Below are 2,257 nucleotides of genomic sequence, written 5' to 3'. Positions count from 1 at the left end.
ACCTTCCTGAAAATGGTCAAGGATTGGCTGTCCACCAAATATCGGGTAACCATTGTCACCTCTGGTATCCAGGCACTCATGTACATTGCCGACAATACGCCGGACTTAATCCTGCTGGATTATGAGATGCCGGTTACCTCTGGCCCTCAGGTGCTGGAAATGATTAGAAGCGAATCCAAGGTAGATTCCATACCGGTTATTTTCCTGACTGGAAAGGATGATCAGGAAAGTGTAATGAAGGTGCTGGCCTTAAAGCCTGATGGATACCTTTTGAAGAACATGGAACGAGGCCGCCTGCTGGCTGCTGTAGATGATTTCTTTGAAAAACAAAAATTCAAAAAGCTTCATGAGTCCAATGTATTATAATATATGAAATTGGAAACCTTCCGCCCTTGTGTTATGCAGGGGCGTTTTCAAAATCAACGTTTATTGAAGAAAACCAAGGAGGCACCGTAACATGCTTCAACGAAAATATATTGTATATAAGGAATCAGGCCATGAAAATGATGATAGGTGGCAGGATATAAATACGGTTTTGGCTGATGTAGAGGAACGTTTAAGAAAAAAGGAAAAAAAATCTCAGGAAAAGCGAAAGCTCAATGAAACACTTATTTCCATAAGGGATCGGGTTCGGGAACACGTTTTAAAGGATAATCCCCAAAAACAGGAAATAATTGATGATTTTGACAAGGTTATAGTCGACGTAAAGAATCGGCTGTTCAAAGAAAAGCTTGTCCGGGAAAAATGGTGGCAGGAGCTAAATGACAATTTAACTGATATAAAGAATCTCTGCAATACCATGAATGCCAAAACGTTGTACATTCATCTCATATTTCATGGGATGAATGGAGCTCTGGCTGAACATATACTCACTCGTATTAAAGAGGTATTGCCTGAGGCTGTTGTAACTGGTATAACCGAAACCCTGTTTGAGTATACCAATGATACAGAATCCCTTATAATAAGTGCCAATTTCTTTATACATTCCGAAATCAAGCTCCTTCAAATAGATGGTGCCCCTGCTGATTATGCACAGGAGGGAAAAAACTTTGGGAAATTAATTGCTGCATACCCTAATGCCAAAGCAGCTGCTGTTTATTGCAGCTGTATGGGAACGGAGTTTACTACCTTTTTTAATAACATGGTAAGCGGCAATGAAAATATCGTTTTTTTTGGCGCCTCTGCCGGAACCTTTGGGAAAATAACTGACGTAAAGTCTTCCAGTAAAAATCTTCTGCTGATGGATATGCATAATAAGCAGGAAAGTCAGTTCATTGCCGGGGATAAGATTATTTCCCTAGGAATTGTTGTTACCATTTTTTATGGTGATGATTTACATGTTCAAGGGGATTATGTACTAGGCTGGAAGCCTTTGGGTAAAGAGCTGACCATTACTGAAGCAATTGGGACAAACTGTATTGCCCGTTTGGATGATTTTCCGGCGACTGATGTCTATTACCATTACCTAAAGGTTCTTCCTGATGAAAATTTTATTTTCAACATTGCTGAGTTCCCTCTGGTAATTGAGCGAAACGGTTGTCTTATTGCCCGGGTTCCACCTATCCATGATGACCAGGGACGGATATATTTCAATGGTGACATTCATCAGGGAGAAAAGGTCCGACTTACCTATGCTGTTCCAGCTGAGCTTTTGCATAAAACTGCAAAATACAGCGATAAAATGTGTGATTTCGCTCCAGAAGGAATTTTCTTGGCCATCTGTGGTAATCGCACCATGTTTTTAAATAAGGCTGCCGATGAGGAGCTTGGCTTTTATCGGCGTTTTGTGCCTCAATTGATAGTAAATTATGGTACATCGGAGATTTACTTCAATCATGGTCAAGGGGGAATTCTTAACAGCGCACTTATCGCCATTGGCTTTCGGGAGGGTGAGCAATCTGACCATTGCGTATGCCATCCTTTAGTTCCACAAAAGGAGAAACACAAAGTTATTCCTTTGGCAGCCAGAATGGCAACCTTCTTGGATGCCATGACTCAGGAGCTCACTCAGTCCAATAAGGATTTTAAGGAAATGGCCGAACAGGCCAAGGCCGCCAATCAGGCCAAAAGCGATTTTTTGTCCAACATGAGCCACGAAATTCGCACCCCAATTAACGCTATCCTCGGTATGGATGAAATGATATTGCGGGAAGCCACTGATAATACTATAAGGGAGTATGCGGAAAATATTCGTACGGCTGGTACAACGTTATTGGGGCTGATAAATGATATTTTGGACTTTTCCAAAATTGAGGCA

General features: G+C 41.4%; 2 protein-coding genes. Both read left to right on the top strand.

Annotation, left to right across the window (positions count from 1 at the left end):
- A partial coding sequence (locus tag K6C05_RS01765; RefSeq protein ID WP_296730649.1) for a response regulator occupies positions 1-366 on the top strand: 366 nt, incomplete at its 5' end.
- 91 nt (positions 367-457) lie between these two features.
- Positions 458-2,257: histidine kinase dimerization/phospho-acceptor domain-containing protein (locus tag K6C05_RS01760; RefSeq protein ID WP_296730647.1), on the top strand; the 1,800-nt coding region annotated here is incomplete at its 3' end.

Origin of the sequence: Anaerovibrio sp., assembly GCF_024697385.1 — a bacterium.
In the GTDB taxonomy this organism is placed as follows: domain Bacteria; phylum Bacillota; class Negativicutes; order Selenomonadales; family Selenomonadaceae; genus Anaerovibrio.
Note: the sequence above shows the minus strand (reverse complement) of the source record. Positions and strands in the feature narration are given on the sequence as shown.